The sequence below is a fragment of the Pseudorhodoplanes sinuspersici genome (assembly GCF_002119765.1).
Classification (GTDB): domain Bacteria; phylum Pseudomonadota; class Alphaproteobacteria; order Rhizobiales; family Xanthobacteraceae; genus Pseudorhodoplanes; species Pseudorhodoplanes sinuspersici.
This window is the reverse complement of the sequence record NZ_CP021112.1, coordinates 469,892-495,736: the sequence shown is the minus strand read 5'-3', so window position 1 is coordinate 495,736 and position 25,845 is coordinate 469,892. Positions and strand designations below refer to the sequence as shown.

The window sequence follows — 25,845 nt, the reverse complement described above, 5'->3', positions numbered from 1 at the left end:
CCGGATCACGCAATCCGGACGGCGGAAAGCGTAAAACAAAAGTTATGTCGACGGCGGTTCCAGGCAATCCCTCAACAAGATATCGCAGTCCGAATCGTGCTCCACGCCGTGCGGCGACATTCGTTGTCCGTTCCAGTAGTTCGACTTTTCTAACGAAATTCACAAGCCCAGTTGTGCCGGCCGTCGGCACATTATTTGCCGTCTCAGCTTTGTAGGTCCCAGCCTCCAATACATAAAGTATGCGAACCGAATCCGCCTGTGCGTCCGCCGTAGACAAGAATCTCACAATGAACAGCGCCGCGTAAGCAACGGACCATCGGGCCTGGCGCGAAAATGATGCTCGTCGTTTCCGTCTGGTGTCTTTGCAATCCGCACGCATGTGATCGCCTCGACTAGGCTGGAAAAATTATTCACGCAAATAGTGCCTCTGTCTAGCATCCAGCGACCGCATTCCCTTCTCGACTTCAAGGCGCCGGCGAAATCGCTTGATCAAGCGCAGGCCCGCGATCAGCTCGGCATCACAATTGCGATCGTTTCATCACTCCGCAAAAAAATACTTTGAGCGAATTGAAACGCTCAGCCGCCGCGCGTCGAAGTTACGTTCGAGTGGTGCCTGCTTTCGCTTTGGGCGCCAACCTGTTCTGCGTTCTCGCACGAGCAATCTCAACATCGAACGCGATCGCATGCACCCGGACGAGAATGAGCTCAGGCGACTCTTAATCGACGGTCTCCAAGGGAATTCCGATGCATATCGACTCTATTTAGCGAAGCTCACGTCTCTGCTGAGGCCCTACGTCAATCGTCACCTCCTTCGCGTTAGAGGTTCGAGCGACGACTTCGAGGATATCGTTCAGGAGGCACTCATTTCCATTCACGCAAAGCGCCATACCTACGAACCAGATTTGCCGGTAACCGCTTGGGCCTATGCAATCACGCGTTACAAGCTGATAGATTACTTACGCGCATCCAATCGGAGGATTCCAACAGAACCACTTCAGGAAACTGATGGATTGATCGACAACGGAGAGCAAATTGAAGCTGTGCTCGATGTGCGAAAAGGCATTGCTGCGTTGCCTCCATCCCTACGGAAACCGCTGCAATCGGTGAAACTCGACGGCTTCAACGCCCAGGATGTCGCTGAGCAATCCGGATCGTCGCCGGTTACTGTTCGCGTCAACATTCACCGAGCGCTCAAGGCATTGTCTGGGTGGCTTGGTCATGCGAAGGACAAGACTGATGCAAACAAATGACCTGATCGATACGCTCTCTGCGGATGTGCGGCCTGGCTGGTTTACCAGCGCCGCTGTTATCATCAGTTCAGCCGCCGTGCTGTCCTATGCGGTCGTCATCACTATCGCGCTCGTATGGCTTGGGATTCGCACAGATCTCCTCCAAACGGTCCTAGCGGGCGACTTTGCATTTTTTCTCAGGCTCACGTTTATCATCAGCATTATGATATTGGCACTTATTTGCCTAAGGGATCTTGCAGTACCCGGGCGCCGCATGCGGCTACCGCCAATCGTGACTTTACTTCCTCTCCTCCTGATGGGTGTTCTTGGGCTGCTGGACCTCGCGATCGCACCGTTCGAGGAGTGGTCGCTCCAGGTCGTGCGCGAGCCTTGGATAAGCTGCCTCTCGCAGATAGCAGTGCTTGCGTTGCCCGCCTTCGTCATCACCACGCTCGCACTACGAATGCTAGCCCCAACCGATTTACGATGGGCTGGATTGTATGTGGGGTTGTTTTCTGGTGGGATCGGTGCTCTAGCCTATGTCCTTTGCTCCGACGGCCATACCATAATCTTCAGCGCGACCGCCTACACTAGCGCAATCTCAGCCTTTGCCGCACTTGGACTGCTCCTTGGTCCCCATCTCCTGCGGTGGAGCTGACAAACGATCTTCCGGCGCGGTCAACAAGGCGCGCGCCGTCCCCCGGCAGAACGACGTATCCCCATTGCATCAAAATGCGTCATCCAGCGTGGGACGGTCTGAGAAAGCGAGCAGGAGCCGCTGCTGCGGTTCCTACTCGATAGTATAGTGCACATCCAAAGCGATCACAGGCTATGGGACTGCCTCCTAATCGCAGTACCTCGATCCAGGCCGGACTCGACCCTCGAATGCGGGGTACTCTCGCACAAGGCTCGCGCGGATTCGCGGGTCGGGATCGTTCCAGATATCCGCATACTTGTAGGCAAGGCCTGTACTCAGGCATAGCGTGACACGAGAAGGTCCAGGGGCGGCGGCTGCAGCTACTGCTCTCGCGCCTCTGGCATCGCTCCCTGCCTGGCGATGCGCGTCCGCAGGTCCTAGTGACGCAATGAAATACGCCGCCGTCGTCACTGCATGCTCCACCGTAATGCTCTCATGAGTCGTCTCCCTTCACAATCGGGGCGCTAGGGCGATTGCGCCACGCCTTGCCCAATTGCAAATTCGCGAAGGGGAGAGCAAACGTTGCTTGAAGTGACGACAGCGTGTGAGAGAATATTATCTTGTCACGATGCAACGATGTTAGCGCTGGTGTCGAACCTTCGTACGGTGGCTCAGCGATCGACTCGGTAAAGCGCGCCGCCTCGTTAACGTCCGCGTGTTACCGGACTATCCAGCATGTCGGTAATCCAAAATTAACGGCCCTGCCATCACTATCGCTTGGACGTTCCCGCGATCCGCGCTGTTATTGATACTGCCCGGCGCCGCCTTAGGACGTTGCTTTTCATGCTCATCGCAACAAGAGAAGGGAAGGCATCACGGTTGACGCCGCTTCTCGTCGCCCTCTACTTGCTCGGAATTCTTCTTCCTTGCTTGATAACGGCGGCCCACGGCTCCGGCCATTGCGCACCCATTCCGTCAGAAGCCAAAACCGCCTCCGAGCGCGCAGTGTGGAATCTTGACAGCGCGGATGTCGGAGATGCTGTGGATGACGAGAATCCAGTGCGCAGCTGTTGCAGCCTTATGTGTGCGCATATCATCCCCGTTGTGCCTCCAGATACCACCGTCGAGATCAGACCATCAAGCAAAGCGGTTGCACATATTGAGCCCAATGCTGTCGGTACCACACCGAAGCGCCTAATCCGGCCTCCTATCGCCTCCGTGTCTCTCTGAACGAATGGCGCGTCGTCGCCGCGCTGAAGACACATGTGAGGATCTCATGTTCATGAAAGCAATCCCGCCCTCCCGCCATTGTCAGGAGGAAGCTACGGCGCGCGGCCATTCAGAGCCGTCGACGTCTACCCACCACCGTGCTGAGGCTCAACCAGAGGCGCCGCGACTTTCCGATGTGCTAGAGCACACCAACAACAATTTCAACGCCGTTCGACTTCTCGCTGCACTTAGCGTCGTGGTGTCCCATTCCTTTCTACTCGTGATAGGGCTGACCGCCGCCGAGCCCCTCTCAAGCACGCCCTATACGCTCGGGCAGCACGCGGTGAACGTCTTCTTTGTCCTCTCTGGCCTAATGCTGAGCCGCAGCTTCGCGATACAGCCCAACTGGCAGACTTTCGGTATTGCGCGCGCTCTTCGGATCTTTCCCGGCCTGTTCGTCTGTGCCACTCTCGTTGCTTGGATGCTGGGTCCGTTCGGAACGCGGCTGTCCATCGCCGAATATTTCCACGACGGCCATACCCTGACCTATCCGTTCGCCACGTTAATCATTTTTGACCGGGCGCAACTGCACGATATGTTTCTCTCGGGCACGCATCCTGGCGAAATCAACGAACCGCTTTGGACGCTCAAGTATGAAGTGTTTGCGTATATCGTCTTCGCTGTCGGTATGAGCTTAGGGCTTATCACAAAGCGGAGTGTTATAGTCCTTGGATGCTTGATGCTCGCGACAGCTCTGACACTCGCGAACTCCGAGCCAAGCGCCTTATCCGCCCCTCCGATCGGCAGCTTCGTGCGCTTCGGCTTCTGCTTTGCGCTCGGCATAGTCGCCTATCGGTATCGAGCAAAAATCAAACTGAGCTGGACAATAGCGGGAGGGTTTCTCGCTCTGGCGTTCGTGACAAACGGAACACCAGCAGCCAATGTTACCTTCATTTTTAGCTTTGCCTATGCAGCGCTGGTTCTTGGCAGCATTCGCATCCCTCGTGTTACAAAGTTCACGAGCAAAACAGACCTTTCGTTCGGACTGTACATTTACGCTTGGCCAATTCAGCAACTGGTGCTGGTTGCTGCCGGTCCTGCTGTGTCAGTGTGGGCACATCTGACCATTTCGCTAGTCCTCTCATTGCTGTTTGCGACATTCTCTTGGGGGTTAGTCGAGAAACCAGCGCTATCGCTCAAGTCCCGCCTTAAGCGGTCGGCCGACCTTGCAGCACCTCATGAAGCGCCTAGCAGACTTCCAAACCATGCATAGGCGACGCCTCTTTCATGCGTGTGGAGGCGCGAGCACGAACCTGCGGCGGCGATGATCTATGCGCTCCTAGGCGGAGCCTGAGAGCTAGAAGGGGCGTCCACACGTTGGTCGCGCGCGGGAATGTCTCGGAGTTGGCAGGATCGAAGTGGCTTCCATCGCCCGCTTCGGGAGAAACCACACGCCTGGTGCGATTGGACGCCCGGAACTCGTTTGGCTTAGAAGTGAGCGGTGAATCTATGTCCACCGAAGCAGACGCGGGCCCAGCAACGCACCCAGGAACGCCATCTCACCAATGGCCAATGTATAGGCAGTCGCTACAAAGAGCATTGAATCGTCGCCGCAGTGGAGAGCATATCCTACAGCACCAAAGCCGCTCGCCATCACGCCGATATTGGCGCCGGTGCGCTGCAAGTTCGTCGGCGCCAAGCGCCGCGCAATGACGACGAGAATCGCAAATGCTGGGATACTCAGGAGCGGCACTTGCCAAAGACAAGCGAGCCATGATGCATGAGATAGAAGTTGACGCAATTCGGTTTCCGAAAGCACTACCAGTTCACGCATCCCCAACACGACGACGATCGCGAACGGCAACAGCGCGATAAGTGAGGCTATGCCAGCCGCACGACCCGGTGTCGTCAAATCACGTACGAGTGGAAGCGCGGTCACGACCACGCCGAAGGCAAAAACGAACTTCCATAAGACTGTGTGATCGTTTGCCGCCAGTGCGGTCATCAAGTCGGCCCGCGGCGCCAACCAGAGAGCTGAGAAGAAAACCACGATCACACCTGTCGCCAGGGCCGCAATGGCCAATGCCATCGCTGGCTCCCATCGCTTAGGTCGCGGGTCTTCCTGACTCAAGCGGATCACGAGATCTTCGGTCTTCATGGATCGCCTCCGACGAGACGTAGCAGCGACTTGATGCCACGGTGAACGTTCACCTTAACGGCGGATTCCGACATCCCAAGCCGCGCCGCGGTTTCTGAAACTGATAGGCCGTGCAATCTCGTAAGCTCTTTCGCTGGCTTGCTGGCGGCTGGGCGATGCGGTAGGGTTTATCGGCCTTCCAGATTTAGAAGCTGCGGCAAGTGCTAGTTCAGGTGACAAAAGCGGTTCGGATACGCGCGGCGTTGGTGCTTGCCATTCTCTTTGGCGTTTGCACCATCTCACCGTCGCTGGCGCTCGCTTTCGCCGATGGTACAGCAACAGTTCACTGTCTAACAGATGATCACCATGGCACTGCCAAGGCCCAAGCGGAAACCAAGCCGCACAATCATTCAAGCCTGAATCAGGTCGACGCCGACCAAACTGACGATGCTGCTCCAGGAAATTGCTGCGGCGTCTTTTGCCTGACGGCGCTCTCCGCTCCGCATTTACCCGCGATCGGCCCGCAGATCAACGCTTCTTCGCCGTATCCTCCCTTGCAGGATATTGTGACCGGAAGCCATCCTGGCCGTATCAACCGACCTCCGATCGTCTCTTTGCCGATGTGACGCCGTGGGCGGCAACGAGCCGCTCACTCCGATATCAATGGCAGTAGAGAGACTGTACTCATGCTCCTGAAATTACGGGCGGATCGACCCGCCTTCCGTCGGACTCAGCGATTCTCGAAACGCATCGCGACATCCGCCACGATCCTTGCACTCGCAACGATCTTGCCTGCCTGCTCGATGGTGCCCTCGCTGCCAATGACAGGCCCGGATCCATCCGATCCGGGCGCCCCCGTCGCGCGCGCTGGCTACGCGTCGACAATCGGCTCCTACCAGAGTTTGCGGCCTGTTGCTCCGTCATCATGGATCGAACAGAACAGGCGCGTTGCGCCGGCCCCTAAACAGTGAGGGGCCAATGTCATCATATTTCCTCTCCCGCGCGCTGTTTATGCAGCAGCTCTCGCGCTTTCGCGTCCGGGTCCGTCTGCTTTGCGTAGTGGGCGCGCCGTGGCTCTTGTCAGGATGCGTCACATTCTCGCCCGACGGCGGCATGTCCGTCGTTGCCAATGTCGCGGGACATGAGCTTCGCAAAGACGTAGTTGCGATCCGGACGCCGCAGGAAGCAGAGCAGGCAAGCGACGCCGTTCGAAGCTTTCTTCGCCGCCCTCTGACGGCGGACACTGCCGTCCAAATCGCTCTCCTTAACAATCGCGGTCTTCAGGCCGCCTACAATGAACTCGGAATTGCCGAGGCAAATCGCGTACAGGCAAGTTTGCCGCCCAATCCAACCGTCTCAGTCGGAAGACTTTCCGGCCCTGCGGAAATTGAGATCGAAAAGCGCATTGTCGCCAACATTCTTTCCCTGGCCACGCTGCCCGCGCGCGCCGAAATTGCGACCCAGCGTTTCAGCCAAGCACAGCTTCGCGCCGCCGAAGATACGCTTCGCCTTGCAGCCGACACTCGTCGCACCTACTACCGTGCCGTCGCTCAACGGCAGCTTGCGGCATTTCTCGCGCAGGCTCAATCGGCGGCCGAGACCGCAACTCAGCTTGCCCGCCGGTTGGGAGAAACCGGGGCCATGAACAAGCTGGATCAGGCGCGCGACCAAGTCTTTTATGCGGAATTGACCGCACAGCTCGCGACAGCGCGACAACGGGCAACCAGCGAGCGGGAGCGATTGACGAGGCTTCTGGGCCTTTGGGGCGCTGACGCCAACCTCAAGCTTCCCAGCACGCTTGCCGCTTTGCCAAGACGTCCGCTCGCCTTACCCGATATAGAAGTCGAGGCGATCCGGCGACGTGTTGACCTGCAGATCGCTCGAATCGAAGTCGATCTCATGGCGAGATCCTACGGACTCGGCCAGGCAACACGCTTCATCAACCTCCTTGAAGTCGCTGGCGTCTCCAAAACAAAGAAGGAGCGCGAAACAGGAGAACGCGTAAGAGACGACGGCTTCGAGCTTGAGTTTCAAATCCCTATCTTTGACCTCGGAGAGGTCCGCGTCCGACAGGCCGAACATTCGTACATGCAGGCGGTCAATCGGCTGACCGAAAAGGCGGTCAATGTACGCTCGGAGGCGCGTGACGCCTTCAGGGCCTATCGGTCAACTTACGATATTGCGGCCCATTACCGCCGCGAAATCATTCCGCTCCGGAAAATCATCTCCGATGAAACCTTGCTGCGCTACAACGCGATGATGATCGATGTTTTCGCGCTTCTTGCCGAGGCGCGTCAGAGGATCAACTCCAATGTGGCCGCCATCGAAGCGCAGAGGGACTTCTGGCTTGCCAGCGTTGATCTCGCCACGGCCGTAACAGGTGGCGGTGTCGCGGGCGGTGGGGGAGCCACAACTGCTGTTGCTGCTGGCGGCGAACCCGCTGGCCACTAACTCCAAGGAAGGAAAACAGATCATGATCTCCCGAAGGTCTTTGCTTGGATCGGCTGCTGTGCTTGCGAGCGCATCGGCCGTGAGTGGCCGTGTACAAGCAGCTAGTATTCCCGAAGCTGCTTCCATGGATAAGGCCACGATGCAACCTCCGCTAATGCCCAAAGGAGGTCCAGACTATCAGCCGGTTGTCACGCTCAACGGTTGGACATTGCCTTGGCGAATGAATGGTGACTGGAAGGAATTTCACCTGGTCGCCGAACCCGTCGTTCGTGAAATGGCGCCCGGCATGGTTGCCCATCTGTGGGGCTATAACGGGCAGTCGCCTGGACCTACGATCGAAGCAGTCGAGGGCGACAAGGTGCGCATCTTCGTCACCAACAAATTGCCCGAACACACCACCATCCATTGGCACGGAATGCTTCTTCCGAACGGCATGGATGGCGTGACCGGGCTGACTCAGCCCGCGATCGGCGTCGGTAAGACCTTCGTCTATGAGTTCGTTCTGCAGAAAAGCGGAACGTTCATGTACCACCCACATGCCGATGAAATGGTCCAGATGGCGATGGGAATGATGGGCTTCTTCGTCGTGCATCCACGCGATCCAAAGTTCATGCGCGTGGATCGCGACTTCGTATTTCTGCTCAGCTCGTACGACATCAACCCCGGCACCTATGTCCCGAATGTTAACGAGATGACGGACTTCAACATGTGGACATTCAACACTCGGATTTTTCCTGGAATCGACCATCTCGTTGTTCGACAAGGCGACCGCGTGCGTGTTCGGGTTGGTAACCTGACAATGACCAACCATCCGATCCACATGCACGGCTACGACTTCTCAGTTACCTGTACCGATGGTGGCTGGGTTCCCGAAACCGCCCGCTGGCCGGAAACGTCCATCGACATTCCGGTGGGTGCAATGAGAGCGTATGAGTTCGTCGCCAATGTGCCCGGTGACTGGGCCCTGCATTGCCACAAGTCGCATCACACGATGAATGCGATGGGGCACGATGTCCGCAACTTCATCGGCGTCCAGAAGAAAGACCTTGTGAACGCAATTCGGCGCATCGCAACGCCAGACTATATGCCTATGGGCTCCGCTGGAATGGGAGAGATGGGCGAAATGGAAATGCCGCTGCCGGATAACACTATCCCCATGATGACAGGGCATGGACAATTCGGCGCAATTGAGATGGGCGGAATGTTCACGGTCGTGAAGGTGCGCGAAGGGCACCCGGTCAACGATTACAGCGATCCCGGCTGGTACAAGCATCCTGAGGGGACCGTCGCGTACGAAGTTGCCAATGCGCCCATTACGCCGACCCGCGCGCCCGACCAGACCACACGTAAGCCTGCCGTCGAAGTCGACGTCGTTAAGCGGCGTTCAAATAGCCGTCACCAAGGTCACCACTAAACGGAGAGCCCCAGATGAAATTCATGACGACCCCGCTTATGTTCGGCATCGTGAGCCTGCTTCTCGTTAGCGGTCCAGCTGTCGCCGATCCAGGCCATGCCCATGCGGAGTTCTCAGCCGGAGAGCCCGGCAATCCCAAGCGAACATCGCGAACCATCATGGTTACCATGCGCGAGGGCGATGGGAAGATGCTGTTTGCCCCCTCGCGGCTTGAAATTCCACGAGGAGAGCAGGTTCGATTCGTACTTACGAACAACGGCGAGCTCGAGCACGAATTTGTGCTTGCAACGACGGAGGAAAATATCAAACACGCTGAGGAGATGAAAAAGAACCCCGACATGGAGCACGATGATCCGAACGCTAGACGGGTCATGCCCAAGAAGAAAGGCGAAATCATCTGGCGATTCACCAAGGCAGGTACTTTCGAATACGGCTGCTTAATTCCGGGCCACCGTGAAGCTGGAATGACCGGAACCATAGTCGTGAAGTGAACTCTCAAGGAGTAGATTCATGCGGAAAAATCTCATCGCTGCCGCCGCCACATTCATGCTGGTCGCGCCGGCGCTCGCTCCGGCAATTGCAAGCCAACACGACCTTACAGAAGGGCAGGTTACGAAGATCGACGTGCCCACTGAAAGGATCACGCTCAGACATGGCCCAATCAAGTCCCTAGATATGGACGCAATGACGATGCTGTTTCGTGTCAAGGACAAGGCCATGCTGAACGCGGTTAAGGTCGGCGATAAGGTCAAGTTCCGTGCCGAGCGTGTGGATGGTCGGATCACATTGACTCACATCGAGAGGACAAAATAGCTCCTGCGATGTGACCAGTGCATCTGTCACCATGGGTTGGAGCAGCAAAAGCGATCGTCGTTTTCCAAATTCATGACACAGACACTCGACGGTCACGCGGACGCGGAGCAAGGCGCTCGTAGCTCGCGGTAAGAGTTGAATACGAACATCTTGGGGGGAGAACCGAAAAAGGTCGGAGAACGGCACGGAAAACAACCCGTCACTTTCTCCGATCAGAAGCAGTGGTAGAACTATGTGCGTCGAGGTTCCTCACTTGCGCTACGTAACCGCGGCTGCCGAGCATCGCAGCTTTCGGCGCGCCGCGGCCGCACTCAACGTCACACAGCCGACCTTGAGCAAGCGTATCCGCGAACTTGAGGAACGCCTTGGAATGTTGCTGTTTGAGCGCACCACTGGCGGCGCCCAGCTTACGGCCAATGGTGAGGACTTTCTTGTCGTGGCGAAGCGCGTGCTGGCGGACCTCGACAGCATGGAAAATTATGCGAAGGCCACAAAGGCTGGAAGGGCGGGCCGGCTCCAGATCGGCTTCTACACCGCGTTGGCGGGTCCCCTGCGCGATACGATCTTCAGCTTCGCCCAACACCACCCGCAGGTCGATCTAGATGTGATCGAAGATGACCGGATTACGCTCATTCCGCTCCTCGATCGGGGAGCCATCGACATCGCGCTCGTCCTGGGCGAACCCGCCTATCGCGACTACGCCCACATTAGCCTTTGGTCCGAACGGATCATGGTCGCATTACCCAAGACGCATCCACTCACCGAGCGCGACTTCGTCTATTGGACTGACCTGAAGAACGAGCGCTTCGTAATGAGCCAACGCGACCCGGGACCGGAGATCAAAGACGTCTTGCTCAGCAAGCTGACGGCGCCCGGAGATCGGCCGTTCATCAAGCATGTCAAGGCGCACCACACCGCGACGATCATCGCGGTCGACGGTCAGCGGGGCATCACGCTAGCCTGCGAATCCTCTTGCCTTCCACCGTGGCCGGGCGTCGTCTTCCGCGAAGTGCGCGACGGCAATGGGCCGACCCGACTCGGGTTCGTCGCCTACTGGCGCCGTAACAATGACAACCCCATCCTCAAGCAATTCCGGGCGTGGCTGGAAGCCCATCCAGCCGTGCCCCATATTCCGTCATGTCGTCCAAGCATGACTGTGACCAATGGCGCCGCTACAACGTCAAAAGAAGTGACATAAATCTAGCAATCAAGACCAGCGTATTTCCCGTACCCGAGCGATCACGATCACTGACAAGGATACTATCTAGCATCCCGCTTATGACGTGTTCTTGTGGGTCGGGTTCTGCTGTCGCTCGATTCTGAGAATCCACGCGATGACGAGGGGGCAGACGAGCAATAAGACCAGAGCGGCTGCAGCCCAAAGTGTAAATCCGAAGAGCCAGAGCACGACCGATCCCGCGAGCAACCCGGCGGCTACACAAAGCCAGAGGATGCGATCTAGCAGCGGAGCTCGCCTCTCAATCTCTTTTGAATTATTTGGACGGTACGTTTTGCTCGTTGGCATTTCTGTCCTCCTCGTCGTCGCTTCTCTTCTTACAATGCGGATCACATATTTTGCGGTCCATATGTGATACCGTTGGGGCCTCGACCAACGGCAAAGGTTGACACGACCTTTCGTGTCGCCGTGTCGATAACGGAAACCGTGCCGTCGACGATATTGCTGACGAAGACAGAGCCGCCGTCGTCGCTTACGCTGACCCCATGTGCTCCCTTGCCGGTTCGGATGGTGTCGATGACGCTGCCGGTGCTGACTTCGATCACCGAGACGGTGTCGGCGGGTTCGGCGTCCGTGCCTTGATTGGCGACGTAGACAAAACGTCCGTCCGGTGTGGCATGGACCTGGATCGGATTGCGGCCAACCTCGATCACGCCGATCCTCGTTCGCTTCGTGGTATCGACTGCGGCCACGCGATTCTCGTCGCGTAGGGACACATAGACGTGACCGCCGTTCGGCGTGAACCCAACCTGCACCGGTGTCTTGCCCACCAGAATCCGCGCCAGTTCGGTGAGAGATTCGGTGCTTATGACCGACAGGCTACCGTCTTGGACGTTGGCGACGTAGACCTCCCGACCATCTGGGCTCATACGAAGCCCGTGCGGGTAGCGTCCGGTTCTGACCGCCTTAATGACGGTTAGCTTATTGAGATCCACCACGCTCACGGTGTCGTCGCCGGCGTTCGTGACGAAGGCGCGTCGGCCTTGTGGATCCGTAACGACGTGGGCCGGATGGGCGCCCACGGCGATTTCTGCGACAGGCCCTTTGGCAACGGCTGCCGTATCGAAGATCAGCAGCCGACCCTTGCCTTTCTTAGCACCTTGGCTTGCGCCATGTCCGTGAGCGTCTGCGGCTGGATCACCAACGGCGAGAAGTCGCTTTCCGTCTTTGGTAACCTGAACGTTGTGGGGCGAGATCGGAATGGAAACCGTATTGACTCGTCCAGACGCTAAATCGATCACGCTGACGGAAATGCCGTGCTCGTCCGCGGTGTACACGACGCCGCTTGCGTTGACGGCTGGTTGTGGCTGCGCCTGGGAAACCGCTACGGCAACTATCATCGTAATTGCAGTGGCCAACGCCAAGAACACGAAGTGTCTTGCCTCGCTGGCAACCAGGGAAAGTGCTCGCCGCGAGATGCGGGGATAATGTGCAATGTGCGTGTTGGTCATTTCTGCCTCCAGCGTTGCTCAGGCCGCATACTCGACGGTCGTCATCATGCCGGCCGCCATGTGATACAAATGGTGACAATGCAGCGCCCACTTGCCGGGATTGGTCGCATCGAAGGCGACTGTCACGCGGCCGCGCGCAGGAACTAAGACCGTATCCCGCAAAGCGCCGCTCAGTCGTTTGCCGTCGATGGCCACGACCTGGAAGTGGTGTCCGTGCAGGTGCATGGGATGCGCCATCGTCGTCTGGTCGACAAAGGTTACCTCGACGCGCTCACCCTCCCGGACCTCCAGCGGTGCGTGCGCGCCATGCACTGCGCCGTTGAGCATCCAGACGTAGCCCGGAGCCTCGGTGATGGTGACCGTATGCCTCCGGTTGACCGGACGATTCGCCAGAGGCCGCAACGCTCTGAGACGCCCTTCTAGGGCGAGGCCGACCGGAGCGACGGGCTCGCTGGCCTCGGCAGGAATCTTGCTGATCGAACCGTCCTTTGTGGCAAGGATGAATCCGGTGCGCTTCCGCTCGCCTTCGCGCACGGCAAAGATCGGCCAAGCGCCGACGCTGCGAGGGATATCCAGGACAATGTCGAGCCGCTGGCCGCTCGCGAACTCAAAGCGCCGAGAGATAAGCGGCTCGACGGGCATGCCATCGACCGCAACGAGTCGGCCTTCCAGCCTGTCCAAGTCGAGCCAAAAGTTGGTCGCAGTCGCCCCGTTTATTAGGCGCAGGCGTACCCGCCCGCCACGCTCAACGTGGAATACGTTCGGGTCATCGAGAGTCCGATCGTTCGCAAGGAAGGCGTCGTAATCGACGTCGTTCAGATGAACGGCGCTGGCACCGGGTGTCGCGGTCGCGCCGTGTCCCATCGCACTATGGTCCATCCCGCCACGGCCAGCACCTCCTTGGGCCGTGTCTCGACCTGCGGCGCCGTGCCCGCCGCCCCGAAGCTCGGTCAGAATCTCGTCAGGGTTCCGGAAGGTGAAGTCGTGGAGCAGCACAATAACTTCCTGAACGTCCGCATTGGCCTCGGCCGGATCGCGGACGATCAGCAGCGCAGCCATCAGGCGCTGCTCCTGAAGGCCATGGTGCGAATGCATCCAGTTCGTTCCCGGTCGCGCCAGCGGGAAGTCGTAGTCATAGGTGCCGCCAGAGCCGAGCGGAGGCTGTGACAGGTTTGGCACCCCGTCTTGTTGCCAGGGCGGAGTAAGACCGTGCCAATGGATCAGGGTCTCTTCGTTGAGCCGGTTCTCGAGTTTGACTCGGAATTGCTCGCCCGCCCTCGTGATGAAGCCGTGTGTACCGTCCAGCTGCGTTAGGCCGAAAACGGTGGCTGGGCGCCCGTTCACTTCGATGACCCGCGTGTCGACGCGGATCGTCGTGGCCGGGTTTGCCTGGGCCGTGCTTGTGGGGATCAACAGAGACGGAGTTGCGCCAATGACGCCCGCAGCAGCGGTGGATGCCAGAAACTGGCGACGTGATAGATGTTGCATGACGAAAGCTCTCTCGAACGTGACAGATCAGGCCGACCCCGAAGGGCCGATCGGACTAGCTCGACGCACCGAGAAAGGTGCGTCGACTCAGACGTTCGGGAAGAGCCTCGGAGGGCGGAACTGTTGAGAACGGATATTGCCGAAATGACCAGAAATCGGTTCGATTTCCGCAGGCTTGGCATTCGACAGGGCCAAAGCGGCGGAGGATTCCATCGGCGCGCACAGCGAGCACACGCTTGTCACGCTACAATCATTAACACCGCTTGATTTTCCGTCGTGCACAGGATCGCAGGGTTCACCGCCAGCGTCATGGCTGATTGAGGTTTGCTCATGTAAATGTGCCGACGCGAAGGCATGCTCATTGCCGCCCACATGAAGGAGTCCGGATAACGCAAAGGCAAAAACCAGAATCAGTACAAAATAGCGCCGTGCACCCACCATCACGTGACGCGGGCCGCATCTGCGCTTCCATGCTCCTCCGTGCTGCACAAATCACCTTTGCAATCACTTAGTTGCTAATATAGGGCAGCATTGCATGTTCCGGTATTGACTTGGATCAAAAAATAGGACGGCAGGGCCGGCTCGACAAGTGGCTGGTCCTACGAATCACGGTGCGGGGCTCAAGTTAAGTCCTCGCCGCCGGCCCCGACGTCCAACTGAATCGATAGGGGGCGCAGCTCATTGGAGATCGTCTGTGCTGTCGTCCTCAGCCGTCGCCCTCAATTTCTAAAGATTTCTTTCTGGGCCTCCGACCCCATGGGACCATGCGAAGGAGCGTCCAGTCTCCTCTAACGAATGTGCCATAGACTGCCGCCATAACGTGCATTCCAACGAGTCCGATCATAAACCAAACCAATGCTGCGTGGATGCTGCGGATATTCTGCATCACTATCAGCGGAAGACCCGAGATTCGGGGCAACGGCCAAATACCAAATAGATGGACTGCGGGCCCGAACGGCCGTGGCGCAGCGGCGACAACACCTGTGAAGACAAGCGCTATCATCGCAAGGTAAAGCGCCACCTGAACAGCTAGTGCACTTCGGTGACGAAGCTGGCTCTCTCCGAACGACAACGGGCGTTTGCTGACGAGACGAACGAGAATTCGGACGAGCAGCACCGCAAGCAAGGCGACACCGAGTGAGGCGTGCCACTGCAATAGCATCGTCCGCTGCCCAATATGCGCAGCATGAGCCCCAAGTTCCCATCCGACCACAACCAAAACTATCACGCAAACAGCCGTTAGCCAGTGAAGCACGATGATCTCCGTGCTCCAGCGTTCCTGGTTCGGTCGACTAGCTTTCAACATTCGGCGCTCAGCATCTAGCACTCAACCAGAAAATCAAGCCTTCCCGCCGATCTCTCCGAATTCGATTAGACATCCCTGGGTGCAAGCCAATTCGGCAACATTCGCCTGAAGATTCCGGCCCCCGCAACACCGTGCGCCACTGCTGCCGCAACATGAATTGCGACCAGCGCAACACCGAAATAGACGAGTGCCCGGTGAAACGGAACCGCAGCCTGCGTAACATACATCGCCGCCGTTCCTGTAGCAGGCAAGGCAATCAACACTCCGTAGAGAAACGCATGGTTGATGGTTGCCGCCTTCCGCTGCCACAGCGGCATTGTCTCCAACAAAACCGGTGCTCCCCAAAAACAACGCAGCAAGATTCTAATGCCCACAAGTCCCAGAATTGTCCAACCGCAGAGAGCATGGATTTGGTGAAGCAGAAGGTCAAACGGCTGCGGATTTAAGCCCTGCGCGTGATCGACGTGAGTTCGTTGAATCACCTAAGCAGTCGGAAACTGCACGATGCACAAGGCCAGAACGCCCCAATGAAGCTGCTTCTGCAGCTCGCTGTATAACTTCGACTCTGGAAACAGACTTCTCATCATGACGAACGTGTAATGGCGGATTGCCTATTATGGCGCCGCAATCCTCATCTGGAAGTAAACGACAGCGGCCAGTTGGCCGGCACTTGCTTGCAGGCCAGATAGCACCGGGTGACTGCGAGTTCCGCCGTTCTCCTGTATTTTTTCGCTTCTCTACGACTGCCATCGGACTCTTGTTGCGCAGCTCCCTTTCCTGCCTCTTCTATTCGTCCCCGATGTCCGGCCCGACTCGACAGGCCGACGCAGCGCCGGGGGCAACATGGGGAACGCGACTCCCAAGGCAGAAGCGGTCACGCGCGGTGCCCGCATGCTGCGCACCGCCCTCGGGCCGGACATCACCACCTTCCTCGAAGATCCCGCTGTCGTCGAGGTGATGCTGAACCCCGATGGTCGGCTCTGGATCGACCGTCTCTCCGAGGGTTTGTCCGATACCGGCGCGACGCTGCTACCGGCTGACGGCGAGCGGATCATCCGGCTGGTCGCGCATCACGTCGGTGCCGAAGTTCACCCCGGCGCACCACGCGTCTCCGCCGAGTTGCCTGGAACGGGGGAGAGGTTCGAGGGACTTCTGCCGCCGGTCGTGTCCACGGCGGCGTTCTCGATCCGCAAGCCGGCGGTCGCTGTGTTCACGCTCGACGACTATGCCGCGGCCGGCATCATGACGGCGGCGCAAGCGGAGATTCTGCGCAAGGCTGTCGCCGAGCGGCGCAACATCCTGGTCGCCGGCGGAACCTCGACAGGCAAGACCACGCTGACCAATGCGCTTCTCGCGGAAGTCGCCAAGTCTGACGACCGCGTCGTTCTGATCGAGGACACGCGTGAACTGCAATGCCAGGCCCGCAATCTCGTGGCGCTACGCACTAAGGATGGCGTTGCCACACTCTCAGATCTCGTGCGCTCGTCGTTGCGCCTGCGCCCTGACCGCATCCCGATTGGCGAGGTGCGCGGTGCTGAAGCCCTCGATCTTCTCAAAGCCTGGGGCACGGGGCACCCGGGCGGTATCGGCACGATCCATGCCGGGACGGCACTCGGCGCCTTGCGCCGTCTCGAGCAACTCATCCAGGAAGCCGTCATCACCGTTCCGCGCGCCCTGATCGCGGAGACGATCGACATCATCGCCGTACTCGCCGGCCGCGGCTCGCAGCGCCGCCTGGCTGAGCTTTCCTTCGTCGCGGGGCTCAATCCGGCGAGCGGCGACTATCTCGTCCTTCCGCCTGAGGCGGGCGGCCATCTTTCATCCAACGGAGACCAGCCATGACCGCACTCGCGCGCGGCCTGCGCATGCACGCCGCCTTGTTCATCGCCATCATCACTGTCGCCGCATTGTCAGCGTCGCCTGCCAGCGCAGCTGGCTCCTCGATGCCCTGGGAAGCGCCGCTCCAGCGCATCCTGGAGTCGATCGAAGGGCCGGTGGCCAAGATCATCGCGGTGATCATCATCATCGTCACCGGCCTGACCCTTGCCTTTGGCGACACCAGCGGCGGCTTCCGGCGTCTCGTTCAGATCGTGTTCGGGCTGTCGATCGCGTTTGCGGCCAGCTCGTTCTTCCTCAGCTTCTTCAGCTTCGGCGGCGGAGCGCTGCTGTGATGCAAGCGGGCGAACCCACCGCCGGCTTCCAAGCGCCGGTCCATCGCGCGCTGACCGATCCGATCCTGCTCGGCGGGGCACCCCGCGCGGTCGCCATCGCCAACGGCACGCTCGCGGCCGCCGTCAGCCTCGGCCTGCGGCTTTGGCTCATCGGCATCATGCTCTGGGCGGCTGGTCACTTCGCGGCGGTCTGGGCGACGCGGCGCGATACCCAGTTTGTCGACGTGGTGCGTAGGCATCTCCGCTATCCCGCATATTTCCGAGCGTGAGGTTCGGTCCATGATGAACCTCAGCGAATATCGCAACCGCACTGCAAGCCTCGCCGACTATCTGCCCTGGGCGGCGCTGGTCGCAACAGGTGTTGTCCTCAACAAGGACGGATCCTTGCAGCGCGTGGCACGCTTCCGCGGCCCCGACCTCGACAGCGCGACGCCGGCCGAACTGATCGGCACCACGGCGCGCCTCAACAGCGCGCTCCGGCGTCTGGGCTCCGGCTGGGCGATCTTCGTCGAAGCGCAACGCTGCCCGGCGACCGCCTATCCGGACAGCGTCTTTCCGGAAGCCGCGTCCGCCCTGGTCGATCTCGAACGCCGAGAGCAGTTCGAAGCCGCCGGCGTCCATTTCGAGAGCCGCTACTACCTCACGTTCCTCTGGATGCCGCCCGCCGAGGATGCCTCTCGCGCCGAGAGCTGGCTCTACGAGGGGCGCGAGCATGCCGGCGTCGATGCGCATGAGCTGCTGCGCGGCTTCATCGACCGCACCGATCGCGTGCTGCAGCTCTTCGAGGGCTTCGTGCCCGAGGTCGAATGGCTCGGCGATACCGAGACGCTGACCTACCTGCACTCGACTATCTCGACCAAGCGCCAGCGTGTTCGCGTCCCCGAGACGCCGATGCACCTCGACGCGCTGCTGACCGATCAGCCGCTGGTCGGAGGACTGGAGCCGCGCCTGGGCGACGCTCACCTGCGCACGCTCACGGTCATCGGATTCCCGACCACAACTCATCCCGGAATCTTCGACGAACTGAACCGGCTCGCTTTCCCGTACCGCTGGTCGACGCGCGCGATCCTGCTCGACAAGACCGAAGCCGTCCGGCTGCTGACGAAGATCCGGCGCCAGTGGTTCGCCAAGCGCAAGAGCATCGCCGCGATCCTCAAGGAGGTGATGACCAACGAGGCATCGGTCCTCGTGGACAGCGATGCTGCGAACAAGGCTGCCGATGCCGATATGGCGCTGCAGGAGCTGGGTGCCGATGACGTCGGCCAAGCCTATGTGACCGCAACCGTGACGGTGTGGGATGAAGACCCGAACGTCGCGGCAGAGAAGCTGCGGCTCGTGGAGAAGATCATCCAAGGACGCGACTTCACCTGCATCTCGGAGGGGCTCAACGCGATCGAGGCCTGGCTCGGCTCCTTGCCGGGCCACGTCTACGCCAATGTGCGCCAGCCTCCGGTTTCGACGCTGAACCTCGCCCACATGATTCCGGTTTCCGCAATCTGGGCGGGGCCGGAGCACGATGAGCATTTCGGAGCGCCGCCGCTGTTGTTCGGCCGGACGGAGGGCTCGACGCCGTTCCGCTTCTCGCTTCATGTCGGCGATGTCGGGCATACGCTGGTGGTGGGTCCGACCGGCGCCGGCAAGTCGGTTCTGCTGGCGCTGATGGCGTTGCAGTTCCGGCGCTATCCGCGCTCGCAGGTGTTCGCGTTCGATTTCGGCGGGTCCATCCGCGCCGCCGCGCTCGCCATGCAGGGCGACTGGCATGACCTCGGCGGCGGACTGTCTGACGGCGTGGAAGCGTCTGTCTCGCTCCAGCCGCTGGCCGGCATCCACCATACGCCCGAACGGGCCTGGGCCGCGGACTGGATCGTCGACATCCTGACGCGCGAGCAGGTCGCCCTGACGCCCGAACTGAAAGAACATCTCTGGGCCGCGCTCACCTCGCTCGCCAGCGCGCCAATTGGCGAGCGGACGCTGACGGGCCTTGCGGTGCTGTTGCAAGCTGCGAAGCTCAAGCAGGCGTTGCGGCCGTACTGCATCGGAGGCGCCTATGGCCGCCTGCTCGACGCGGAGCAGGAGAGGCTCGGCGAAGCCTCCGTGCAGGCGTTCGAGACCGAGGGCCTGATCGGGACAGGCGCCGCCGGTGCCGTGCTCGCCTATCTCTTCCATCGGATCGAAGGCCGGCTCGATGGCCGCCCGACGCTTCTCATCATCGACGAGGGTTGGCTCGCGCTCGATGACGGTGGCTTCGCGGCGCAGTTGCGCGAATGGCTCAAGACGCTGCGCAAGAAGAACGCCTCCGTCGTCTTCGCCACGCAGTCGCTCTCCGACATCGATGGCAGCCCGATCGCGCCCGCCATTGTCGAGAGTTGCCCGACGCGCATCTTCCTACCGAACGAGCGGGCGATCGAACCGCAGATCACCGCGATCTACCGGCACTTCGGGTTGAACGACAGGCAGATCGAGATCATCGCCCGCGCTACGCCCAAGCGCGATTACTACTGCCAGTCCCGCCGCGGCAACCGGCTGTTCGAGCTCGGCCTCGGCCCGATCGCGCTCGCCTTCTGCGCCGCTTCATCCAAAGCCGATCACGCGATGATCGACCGCGTGTTGTCTGAGCACGATCGAGAAGCGTTCGTGGCGGCCTTGCTCGCCGAGCACGAGCTTCTCTGGGCCGCCGACCTCATCCCCGACCTGGCCAACCTGGAGGCACCATGAGCACGAAGCAATCGCGCATTCGCGCCACACTTCTCGCGGCATCCGTCCACGCCGCACTCTCGACCGCGCCGGCACAGGCGCAGATCGTATTCGATCCGAACAACTACACGCAGAACGTCCTTCAGGCGGCGCGCGCGCTGGAGCAGATCGCCCATCAGGTTGCCTCGCTCCAGAATCAGGCGCAGATGCTGATCAATCAGGCGCGCAATCTCGCGAGCCTTCCGCAATCCTCGCTCAACCAGATCCAGCAGTCGATCCAGCGCACCCAGCAGCTTCTCGGCGAAGCCCAACGCATCGCCTATGACGTGGGTCAGATCGATCATGCCTTCTCAACGACCTACGGCGCGGCCTCGACGACCGCCACCGACCAGACGCTGATCGACGGAGCGCGCGAGCGCTGGCGCAATTCGGTGGCTGGCCTACAGGACGCCATGAAGGTTCATGCGGGCGTCGTTGCCAACATCGACACCAACCGTGTCGAGATGTCGTCGCTCGTGACCGCGAGCCAATCCGCAACCGGCGCGTTGCAGGCAACCCAGGCCGGCAACCAGCTCATCGCCCTGCAGACCCAGCAGATCGCTGATCTTACCGCCGCTGTCGCGACGCAAGGGCGCGCGCAGAATCTGGAAGCCGCACAGCGTACTGCGGCGCAAGAGCAGGCACGCGAGCAGCTCCGCCGTTTCCTCACGCCCGGTGCAGGCTATCGGCCGACCACCGTCCGGATGTTCCAGTGATGCGGCTGCAATCCAAACGCGACATGGGACATGAACGCGGCGCGACCGTTGGTGCATTCCTGCGCTTCGCCATCATCGCATGTCTGGCAGCGCTTGCGATCATCGCCGTTGGTGAGGCCCTTCGCACCGATATCCCGGAGCGGGTGACCACGCCCGCAGCAACGAACGCAGATCCGCTCGCTGCTGACCTTGCGCGGTGCCGTGACGTCACTGCCGAGCAACTCGCAGCGGACGACACCTGCCGCCGTGTCTGGGCCGAGAACCGCCGGCGCTTCTTCGCGCCGCCCCCGCCTGCCGCATCCACCTTAGACACCCCGCCCAAGACGCAAGACAGGATTCCGACATCCGTTACTCCCAACTCATCCGATGAGGCGCGCTGATGGGTGGCACCGGCGTCATCGATCGCTTTCTCGAGGTCTTCACCCGCTACATCGATTCCGGGTTCGGATTGCTCGGCGGCGAAGTGGCTTTCATCGCCACCACGTTGATCGTGATCGACATCACGCTCGCGGCCCTGTTCTGGTCCTGGGGCGCCGACGAGGACATCATCGCGCGTCTCGTGAAGAAGACCCTGTTTGTCGGCGTCTTTGCCTTCATCATCAGCAACTGGAACGCGCTCGCGCGCATCGTGTTCGAGAGCTTCGCCGGCCTCGGCCTCAAGGCGACCGGGACCGGGTTCACTGCGAGCGATCTCCTTCGTCCCGGCCGCGTCGCGCAGGTCGGTCTCGATGCCGGACGGCCGATCCTGGAATCGATCTCCGGCCTGATGGGCTACATCGCCTTCTTCGAGAATTTTGTTCAGATCGTAGTCCTGCTGTTCGCCTGGGCGATGGTGCTGCTCGCCTTCTTCATCCTCGCAATCCAGCTCTTCGTAACGCTAATCGAGTTCAAGCTGACGACGCTCGCCGGCTTTGTCCTGATCCCGTTCGGGCTATTCGGGCAGACTGCCTTCCTCGCTGAGCGCGTGCTCGGAAACGTCGTGTCGTCTGGCGTCAAGGTCTTGGTGCTCGCTGTCGTCATCGGCATCGGTTCGACCTTGTTCTCCGAGTTCACCGCGGGCTTTGGCGGCAACCAGCCGACCGTCGAGGACGCGATGGCGATCGTTCTCGCGGCACTCTCGCTTCTCGGTCTCGGCATCTTCGGACCCGGCATCGCCAACGGCCTGATCTCGGGCGGCCCTCAGCTTGGCGCAGGATCTGCGGTTGGTACTACCGTTGCGGCCGGCGGCGCGGTGGTGGCGAGCGGTGCCGCGGCCGGTATGGCCGTGAGGGGAGCAGGGGCGGCGATGGGCGCGACCGCCGCGGCGGCGCGCGGCGGCGCCGCCCTCGCGGGAGGCACGACGACATCCTACAGCCTGGCTTCGGCCGGACAGAGCGGGGCTGCCGGCGTCGCATCAGGTCTCTCCGGCGTTGCGCGCGCCGGCGCGGCGGCGGCCGCGCGGCCGGTGAGCCGGGCCGTGAGCCGCGCATCGAGCGCAATGGGCGAGAGCTACCGAGGCGGAGCACGAAGCGCCGCCGCGGCCACCGGCGGATCTTCGACGATGGGTACGATCGGCGGCGCAGCCGCCGGCGACAACGCTCCGTCTCCGTCTTCGCCGCCTGCCTGGGCGCAACGCATGAAGCGCCACCAGACCATGAGCCACGGCGCAACTGCCGCTGCGCATGCCGTCAGGTCCGGCGATAGCCACGGCGGCGGCGCCTCCATCTCCCTCCGACAGGATGAACGCTGATGAATGTCTTCCGCAGACCATCCGTGCGTTACGGCGCAACACCTGAACCTGAAACGCCCTATCAGCGCGCCGCGCAAGTCTGGGATGATCGCATCGGTTCCGCGCGCGTGCAGGCGAGGAACTGGCGGCTGATGGCGTTCGGCTCGCTGGCCCTCGCGGCCGGCCTTGCCTTCGGCCTGGTCTGGCAGTCGGCGAGCGGCTCAGTGGTGCCTTGGGTGGTCCAGATCGACAAGATCGGCGAGGCACAGGCCGTCGGTCCCGCCGTTGCGGACTATCGACCGACTGATCCGCAGATCGCCTGGCATCTCGCACGGTTCATCGAGCAGGTCCGTGCGATTCCGGTCGATGCCGTAATCGTCCGCCAGAACTGGCTGCGCGCCTACGAGTTCACCACCGACCGCGGGGCTGCAGCGCTCAACGACTATGCGCGCGTCAACGATCCCTTCGCCAAGGTGGGTAAACGCCAGATTGCTGTCGAGGTCTCCAGCGTCATCCGCGCTTCGCCAGACTCCTTCCGCGTCGCCTGGTTCGAACGGTCATACGAGAACGGTCAACTCGCCGGCACCGAACGATGGACCGCGATCCTCACCATCGCTCTGCAGCAGCCCCGCGACGCCGATCGGCTGAAGCAGAATCCGCTCGGCATCTACGTCAACGCGATCAATTGGTCGAAGGAGCTCTCACAATGAAGCCGCCGACACCCCGAATCCTCACGCCGCTCCTCTTGGTTTGCACAACAGCGCTTGGCGGCTGCGCGCAGAAGCTCTTTCCGCCAGACATCAGCTACGACGACTTCGTGCCGGCTGTGCAGGCGGCCGAGCCGCCGTCCCCCGTGCAGGTCGTCGAGCTTCCGAAGCCGTTGCCGCTGCCGGGTCAGTTGAAGCCCGTGCCCGGCGCCAAGGCTCCCCCGGAGCCAAAGGATCCGAAAGACCGCATCACACAGGCGAACAAGGCGGCGCGCGTCCAGCCGGTGCGCAACGGCTTCATCAACGCCGTGCAGGTCTATCCGTTCTCGCCGGGCGCGCTTTATCAGGTTTATGCCGCACCGGGGCAGGTAACAGACGTCGCCTTGCAGCCGGGCGAGCAGCTCGTCGGCTCCGGTCCCGTCGCAGCCGGCGACACGGTGCGCTGGATCATCGGCGATACCGAGAGCGGCACGGGCCCCAACAAGCAGGTCCATATCCTGGTCAAGCCGACGCGTCCGGATCTCCAGACCAACCTCGTCATCAACACCGACCGACGCACCTATCACCTCGAGCTGAACTCGACCGAGAAGACCTACATGGCGTCGGTGTCCTGGCAGTATCCGCACGACCAGCTCATTGCGCTCCGTCGGCAGAACGCGGCAGCGCTTGCCGCCCAGCCGGTCGCCACGGGCGTCGACATCTCGTCGCTGAACTTCCGGTACGAGATCAAGGGCGATACGCCGGCGTGGCGGCCGCTGCGTGCCTTCGATGACGGCATCAAGGTCTATATCGAGTTCCCGTCGGGCATCCGGCAGGGCGAGATGCCGCCTCTTTTTATTATAGGGCCGGGCGGGGACACCGAGCTCGTCAACTACCGTGCCCGCCAGAACTACTACATCGTCGATCGCCTGTTCGGCGCTGCCGAACTGCGTCTCGGCGATAAGAACAGCGAGCGCCGCGTCCGCATCATCCGCACCGACGGGAGGCGCCGGTCATGACAGACCCTTCACAGGGGGCGCCGGAGGTCACGCCGGACTTGCGCCTGCGCCCGGAGCGGCCGCGTGTGACGCGATTGTCGCGCAAGGTGCTGATCGGTCTCAGCGCCGTGTCAGGCCTCGCGATCGCCGCCGCGCTGATCTATGCCCTTCAGACCCGAAACGCCGATCAATCGGCACAAGAACTCTACTCGATCGAGAACCGCCCGACGGCTGATGGCCTGACCGGCCTTCCGCGCGATTACACCGGCGTCCCGAAACTCGGACCGCCACTGCCCGGCGATCTCGGTCGGCCGATCCTCAGCGCGCAGAACCAGGGCCAGCCCGTTCCGTCGGGCGGGCCGTTGCCGCAACCGGGGATGACACCGGAAGAACAGCGCCGCTTGCAGGAAATCGAGGCCGCGCGCTTGAGCAAGCTCTTCGCCGCAACGGCTATCCGCGTTTCAGCGCCGATCACAGCGGCCGCCGCAAGCTCCATGCCGGGCACAACGCACGCGGTGCCGGCGGAAGCCCCGCCGCTCGATCCCAACGCCATGCAGAACATGCAGGATCGCAAGCTCGCCTTCGTCAACGGCCCCGTCGATCGCCGCACCGTCAGCCAGGATCGCTTGGCGAATCCGGCCTCGCCCTACGTTGTGCAAGCCGGAACGGTCATTCCGGCTGCACTCCTCACCGGCATTCAATCCGATCTTCCAGGCCAGATCACCGCGCAGGTGACAGAGCATGTTTATGACACGCCGACCGGAAAATTCCTGCTCATTCCGCAAGGCTCACGCCTGATCGGCCAGTACGACAGCCAGGTCTCGTTCGGTCAGAAGCGCGTGTTGCTTGTGTGGAATCGCATCATGCTCCCGGACGGCAAATCTATCGTGCTCGAGCGGCAGCAGGGCGCGGACGCCCGCGGCTTGTCCGGTCTCGAGGATGAGGTCGACTACCACTGGTGGGATCTCATCAAGGCTGCCGCCCTCTCCACGTTGCTCAGTGTCGGTGCCGAGCTTGGCTCAGACCGCGACGAAAGCGACCTCGTCCGCGCGCTACGGCGCGGGTCGCAAGATTCAATCAACAACACTGGACAGCAACTTGTTCGCCGCCAGCTCAACATCCAGCCGACGCTCACAATCAGGCAGGGTTTCCCGGTTCGCGTAATCGTCAACCGTGATCTCGTCATGGCGCCCTATGGCCAGCAGGAGGCAAGCCGATGAGCAAGCTCAAACTCGGGACGATTGAGGACGACAAGCCGGTGAAGCTCACGATCGAGTTTCCAGCGCCAGTGCATCGCAACCTTCTCGCATATGCGGACGCGATCGGACGCGAGACCGGACAAGCCGCGCCCGATCCCGCCAGGCTCGTGGCGCCCATGATCGAAAAGTTCATGGCGACCGATCGAGCTTTCGCGAGAACGCGAAAAGGTAAATCCGCTTCAAAGGTCTAGAGAGTGATGTT

Annotated in this window: 27 protein-coding genes; 20 read left to right on the top strand and 7 right to left on the bottom strand. The window is 60.8% G+C overall.

Translation table 11 applies throughout. The annotated features are described in order from the left end of the window. The first annotated feature begins 485 nt into the window (after positions 1 to 485). The 3 genes from CAK95_RS02445 to CAK95_RS02435 all read left to right on the top strand — a co-directional run bounded on the left by CAK95_RS02445 (position 486) and on the right by CAK95_RS02435 (position 4,348). Positions 486 to 1,250 (top strand): sigma-70 family RNA polymerase sigma factor, encoded by a 765-nt coding sequence (locus CAK95_RS02445; protein WP_147413697.1) that lies wholly within the window; start codon positions 486 to 488, stop codon positions 1,248 to 1,250. Next, positions 1,237 to 1,887 carry an NrsF family protein gene (locus CAK95_RS02440; RefSeq protein ID WP_157699512.1) on the top strand — a complete coding sequence of 217 codons (651 nt, stop codon included), beginning with the start codon at positions 1,237 to 1,239 and terminating at the stop codon, positions 1,885 to 1,887. The genes CAK95_RS02445 and CAK95_RS02440 overlap by 14 nt, the downstream gene beginning before the upstream one ends. A 1,255-nt stretch (positions 1,888 to 3,142) precedes the next feature. After that, positions 3,143 to 4,348 carry an acyltransferase family protein gene (locus tag CAK95_RS02435; RefSeq protein WP_157699511.1) on the top strand — a complete coding sequence of 402 codons (1,206 nt, stop codon included), beginning with the start codon at positions 3,143 to 3,145 and terminating at the stop codon, positions 4,346 to 4,348. Between the two features lie 234 nt (positions 4,349 to 4,582). Here CAK95_RS02435 and CAK95_RS02430 read toward each other — a convergent pair whose 3' ends face one another. Together CAK95_RS02430 and CAK95_RS02425 are read right to left on the bottom strand one after the other, a co-directional pair. After that, complete coding sequence (locus CAK95_RS02430) at positions 4,583 to 5,233, bottom strand: NrsF family protein (protein WP_086086377.1); 651 nt, start codon at positions 5,231 to 5,233, stop codon at positions 4,583 to 4,585. After that, positions 5,230 to 5,349, bottom strand: a complete 120-nt coding sequence (locus CAK95_RS02425; protein WP_086086376.1) for a sigma factor-like helix-turn-helix DNA-binding protein — start codon at positions 5,347 to 5,349, stop codon at positions 5,230 to 5,232. Before CAK95_RS02425 ends, CAK95_RS02430 begins: the two co-directional genes overlap by 4 nt. A gap of 126 nt (positions 5,350 to 5,475) precedes the next feature. Here CAK95_RS02425 and CAK95_RS02420 point away from each other — a divergent pair, with 126 nt between their 5' ends. The 6 genes from CAK95_RS02420 (at position 5,476) to CAK95_RS02395 (ending at position 11,088) form a co-directional block, all read left to right on the top strand. Continuing rightward, a complete protein-coding gene (locus tag CAK95_RS02420) occupies positions 5,476 to 5,838 on the top strand; it encodes a hypothetical protein (RefSeq protein WP_157699510.1) in 363 nt (120 codons plus the stop codon). A 385-nt stretch (positions 5,839 to 6,223) separates the two neighbouring features. Next, entirely contained in the window at positions 6,224 to 7,663 is a 1,440-nt protein-coding gene (locus CAK95_RS02415) for a TolC family protein (protein WP_086091150.1), read from the top strand. Positions 7,664 to 7,685: 22 nt separating this feature from the next. Then, complete coding sequence (locus CAK95_RS02410) at positions 7,686 to 9,077, top strand: multicopper oxidase family protein (RefSeq protein ID WP_086086374.1); 1,392 nt, start codon at positions 7,686 to 7,688, stop codon at positions 9,075 to 9,077. Between the two features lie 38 nt (positions 9,078 to 9,115). After that, positions 9,116 to 9,568: a cupredoxin domain-containing protein gene (locus CAK95_RS02405; RefSeq protein ID WP_425349691.1), complete on the top strand. Its 453-nt coding sequence runs from the start codon at positions 9,116 to 9,118 to the stop codon at positions 9,566 to 9,568. Between the two features lie 19 nt (positions 9,569 to 9,587). Then, positions 9,588 to 9,890 carry a copper-binding protein gene (locus CAK95_RS02400; RefSeq protein ID WP_086086372.1) on the top strand — a complete coding sequence of 101 codons (303 nt, stop codon included), beginning with the start codon at positions 9,588 to 9,590 and terminating at the stop codon, positions 9,888 to 9,890. A 232-nt stretch (positions 9,891 to 10,122) separates the two neighbouring features. Further along, a complete protein-coding gene (locus tag CAK95_RS02395) occupies positions 10,123 to 11,088 on the top strand; it encodes a LysR family transcriptional regulator (protein ID WP_086086371.1) in 966 nt (321 codons plus the stop codon). A 368-nt stretch (positions 11,089 to 11,456) separates the two neighbouring features. Here the strand turns inward: CAK95_RS02395 and CAK95_RS02385 are convergent, their stop codons facing one another. The 5 genes from CAK95_RS02385 to CAK95_RS02365 form a co-directional block, all read right to left on the bottom strand. Continuing rightward, positions 11,457 to 12,578 carry a YVTN family beta-propeller repeat protein gene (locus CAK95_RS02385; RefSeq protein ID WP_086086369.1) on the bottom strand — a complete coding sequence of 374 codons (1,122 nt, stop codon included), beginning with the start codon at positions 12,576 to 12,578 and terminating at the stop codon, positions 11,457 to 11,459. Between the two features lie 18 nt (positions 12,579 to 12,596). Further along, on the bottom strand, positions 12,597 to 14,066 hold the full coding sequence (locus CAK95_RS02380; protein WP_086086368.1) for a multicopper oxidase family protein: 1,470 nt from the start codon (positions 14,064 to 14,066) through the stop codon (positions 12,597 to 12,599). Positions 14,067 to 14,153: 87 nt separating this feature from the next. Beyond that, a complete protein-coding gene (locus CAK95_RS02375; RefSeq protein ID WP_157699509.1) occupies positions 14,154 to 14,510 on the bottom strand; it encodes a hypothetical protein in 357 nt (118 codons plus the stop codon). 262 nt (positions 14,511 to 14,772) lie between these two features. Next, on the bottom strand, positions 14,773 to 15,372 hold the full coding sequence (locus CAK95_RS30380; RefSeq protein WP_086086366.1) for a cytochrome b: 600 nt from the start codon (positions 15,370 to 15,372) through the stop codon (positions 14,773 to 14,775). A gap of 65 nt (positions 15,373 to 15,437) precedes the next feature. Then, positions 15,438 to 15,854: a cytochrome b gene (locus CAK95_RS02365; protein ID WP_086086365.1), complete on the bottom strand. Its 417-nt coding sequence runs from the start codon at positions 15,852 to 15,854 to the stop codon at positions 15,438 to 15,440. Between the two features lie 361 nt (positions 15,855 to 16,215). On the opposite strand from CAK95_RS02365, the gene trbB reads away from it, so the two are divergent. From trbB to CAK95_RS02310, 11 genes are read left to right on the top strand one after another with little or no spacing between them, the layout of a single operon-like run. Beyond that, positions 16,216 to 17,214, top strand: a complete 999-nt coding sequence (trbB, locus tag CAK95_RS02360) for a P-type conjugative transfer ATPase TrbB (protein WP_086086364.1) — start codon at positions 16,216 to 16,218, stop codon at positions 17,212 to 17,214. A 23-nt stretch (positions 17,215 to 17,237) separates the two neighbouring features. Beyond that, positions 17,238 to 17,543, top strand: coding sequence for a TrbC/VirB2 family type IV secretion system protein (locus CAK95_RS02355; protein WP_086091149.1), 306 nt, complete (start codon positions 17,238 to 17,240; stop codon positions 17,541 to 17,543). Then, positions 17,543 to 17,812, top strand: coding sequence for a VirB3 family type IV secretion system protein (locus CAK95_RS02350; RefSeq protein ID WP_086086363.1), 270 nt, complete (start codon positions 17,543 to 17,545; stop codon positions 17,810 to 17,812). The genes CAK95_RS02355 and CAK95_RS02350 overlap by 1 nt, the downstream gene beginning before the upstream one ends. A gap of 10 nt (positions 17,813 to 17,822) precedes the next feature. Beyond that, positions 17,823 to 20,258 carry a conjugal transfer protein TrbE gene (gene trbE, locus CAK95_RS02345; RefSeq protein WP_086086362.1) on the top strand — a complete coding sequence of 812 codons (2,436 nt, stop codon included), beginning with the start codon at positions 17,823 to 17,825 and terminating at the stop codon, positions 20,256 to 20,258. Continuing rightward, complete coding sequence (gene trbJ, locus CAK95_RS02340) at positions 20,255 to 20,992, top strand: P-type conjugative transfer protein TrbJ (RefSeq protein WP_086086361.1); 738 nt, start codon at positions 20,255 to 20,257, stop codon at positions 20,990 to 20,992. The genes trbE and trbJ overlap by 4 nt, the downstream gene beginning before the upstream one ends. Next, positions 20,992 to 21,372, top strand: a complete 381-nt coding sequence (gene trbK-alt, locus CAK95_RS02335) for a putative entry exclusion protein TrbK-alt (RefSeq protein WP_245303597.1) — start codon at positions 20,992 to 20,994, stop codon at positions 21,370 to 21,372. The genes trbJ and trbK-alt overlap by 1 nt, the downstream gene beginning before the upstream one ends. Beyond that, positions 21,372 to 22,721 carry a P-type conjugative transfer protein TrbL gene (gene trbL, locus CAK95_RS02330; protein ID WP_086086360.1) on the top strand — a complete coding sequence of 450 codons (1,350 nt, stop codon included), beginning with the start codon at positions 21,372 to 21,374 and terminating at the stop codon, positions 22,719 to 22,721. Before trbK-alt ends, trbL begins: the two co-directional genes overlap by 1 nt. Beyond that, entirely contained in the window at positions 22,721 to 23,410 is a 690-nt protein-coding gene (trbF, locus tag CAK95_RS02325) for a conjugal transfer protein TrbF (protein ID WP_086086359.1), read from the top strand. Before trbL ends, trbF begins: the two co-directional genes overlap by 1 nt. Beyond that, positions 23,407 to 24,405, top strand: a complete 999-nt coding sequence (trbG, locus tag CAK95_RS02320) for a P-type conjugative transfer protein TrbG (RefSeq protein WP_086086358.1) — start codon at positions 23,407 to 23,409, stop codon at positions 24,403 to 24,405. Before trbF ends, trbG begins: the two co-directional genes overlap by 4 nt. Next, positions 24,402 to 25,604: a TraB/TrbI/VirB10 family type IV secretion system protein gene (locus CAK95_RS02315; protein ID WP_086086357.1), complete on the top strand. Its 1,203-nt coding sequence runs from the start codon at positions 24,402 to 24,404 to the stop codon at positions 25,602 to 25,604. The genes trbG and CAK95_RS02315 overlap by 4 nt, the downstream gene beginning before the upstream one ends. Continuing rightward, positions 25,601 to 25,834, top strand: coding sequence for a DUF2274 domain-containing protein (locus CAK95_RS02310; RefSeq protein WP_086086356.1), 234 nt, complete (start codon positions 25,601 to 25,603; stop codon positions 25,832 to 25,834). Before CAK95_RS02315 ends, CAK95_RS02310 begins: the two co-directional genes overlap by 4 nt. The last annotated feature ends 11 nt before the right edge of the window (positions 25,835 to 25,845 follow it).

What these genes read in the sequence shown, in the direction of transcription:
- trbG (WP_086086358.1), top strand. Translation starts at nt 23,407, where the DNA reads ATGAAGCCGCCGACACCCCGAATCCTCACGCCGCTCCTCTTGGTTTGC.
- trbK-alt (WP_245303597.1), top strand. Translation starts at nt 20,992, where the DNA reads ATGCGGCTGCAATCCAAACGCGACATGGGACATGAACGCGGCGCGACC.
- CAK95_RS02380 (WP_086086368.1), bottom strand. Translation starts at nt 14,066, where the DNA reads ATGCAACATCTATCACGTCGCCAGTTTCTGGCATCCACCGCTGCTGCG.
- trbJ (WP_086086361.1), top strand. Translation starts at nt 20,255, where the DNA reads ATGAGCACGAAGCAATCGCGCATTCGCGCCACACTTCTCGCGGCATCC.
- CAK95_RS02395 (WP_086086371.1), top strand. Translation starts at nt 10,123, where the DNA reads ATGTGCGTCGAGGTTCCTCACTTGCGCTACGTAACCGCGGCTGCCGAG.
- trbE (WP_086086362.1), top strand. Translation starts at nt 17,823, where the DNA reads ATGATGAACCTCAGCGAATATCGCAACCGCACTGCAAGCCTCGCCGAC.
- CAK95_RS02410 (WP_086086374.1), top strand. Translation starts at nt 7,686, where the DNA reads ATGATCTCCCGAAGGTCTTTGCTTGGATCGGCTGCTGTGCTTGCGAGC.
- trbB (WP_086086364.1), top strand. Translation starts at nt 16,216, where the DNA reads ATGGGGAACGCGACTCCCAAGGCAGAAGCGGTCACGCGCGGTGCCCGC.
- trbF (WP_086086359.1), top strand. Translation starts at nt 22,721, where the DNA reads ATGAATGTCTTCCGCAGACCATCCGTGCGTTACGGCGCAACACCTGAA.
- CAK95_RS02355 (WP_086091149.1), top strand. Translation starts at nt 17,238, where the DNA reads ATGCACGCCGCCTTGTTCATCGCCATCATCACTGTCGCCGCATTGTCA.
- CAK95_RS02315 (WP_086086357.1), top strand. Translation starts at nt 24,402, where the DNA reads ATGACAGACCCTTCACAGGGGGCGCCGGAGGTCACGCCGGACTTGCGC.
- CAK95_RS30380 (WP_086086366.1), bottom strand. Translation starts at nt 15,372, where the DNA reads ATGTTGAAAGCTAGTCGACCGAACCAGGAACGCTGGAGCACGGAGATC.
- CAK95_RS02400 (WP_086086372.1), top strand. Translation starts at nt 9,588, where the DNA reads ATGCGGAAAAATCTCATCGCTGCCGCCGCCACATTCATGCTGGTCGCG.
- CAK95_RS02350 (WP_086086363.1), top strand. Translation starts at nt 17,543, where the DNA reads ATGCAAGCGGGCGAACCCACCGCCGGCTTCCAAGCGCCGGTCCATCGC.
- CAK95_RS02405 (WP_425349691.1), top strand. Translation starts at nt 9,116, where the DNA reads ATGTTCGGCATCGTGAGCCTGCTTCTCGTTAGCGGTCCAGCTGTCGCC.
- CAK95_RS02310 (WP_086086356.1), top strand. Translation starts at nt 25,601, where the DNA reads ATGAGCAAGCTCAAACTCGGGACGATTGAGGACGACAAGCCGGTGAAG.
- CAK95_RS02435 (WP_157699511.1), top strand. Translation starts at nt 3,143, where the DNA reads ATGTTCATGAAAGCAATCCCGCCCTCCCGCCATTGTCAGGAGGAAGCT.
- CAK95_RS02385 (WP_086086369.1), bottom strand. Translation starts at nt 12,578, where the DNA reads ATGACCAACACGCACATTGCACATTATCCCCGCATCTCGCGGCGAGCA.
- CAK95_RS02440 (WP_157699512.1), top strand. Translation starts at nt 1,237, where the DNA reads ATGCAAACAAATGACCTGATCGATACGCTCTCTGCGGATGTGCGGCCT.
- CAK95_RS02430 (WP_086086377.1), bottom strand. Translation starts at nt 5,233, where the DNA reads ATGAAGACCGAAGATCTCGTGATCCGCTTGAGTCAGGAAGACCCGCGA.
- trbL (WP_086086360.1), top strand. Translation starts at nt 21,372, where the DNA reads ATGGGTGGCACCGGCGTCATCGATCGCTTTCTCGAGGTCTTCACCCGC.
- CAK95_RS02415 (WP_086091150.1), top strand. Translation starts at nt 6,224, where the DNA reads ATGCAGCAGCTCTCGCGCTTTCGCGTCCGGGTCCGTCTGCTTTGCGTA.